The sequence below is a fragment of the Aquimarina algiphila genome (assembly GCF_007489275.1).
Taxonomy (GTDB): Bacteria; Bacteroidota; Bacteroidia; order Flavobacteriales; family Flavobacteriaceae; genus Aquimarina; species Aquimarina algiphila.
The window spans coordinates 1-261 of record NZ_VLNR01000260.1; the positions used below are offsets into that span (position 1 = coordinate 1).

Genomic DNA, 261 nt, shown 5'->3' on the forward strand with positions numbered 1-261 from the left:
AACAATTATGCAGAAGGAGGTTATACATCGGGGATAGGATATTTGGATGAAACCGGACATGAGGTGGCAGGTACAGTACACGCAAATGAATATGTGATACCTGAGTTCGTGATGAATAGTACAGATCCTGTAATTCCTCAAATTATGGAGTATCTGGAGAATAAAAGAAAAATGAAGCTTGGGAAATTTGCTGAAGGAGGATTTACTACTACGCCACCACCAGAATTTAAAGAAGAACGTCAGGATACTACAGATATCCAA

1 protein-coding gene is annotated in these 261 nt (G+C 39.1%); it reads left to right on the forward strand.

All coding sequences use genetic code 11. The features are described from left to right. On the forward strand, positions 1–261 hold a 261-nt coding region (locus FOF46_RS32270), incomplete at both ends, for a hypothetical protein (protein ID WP_167572061.1).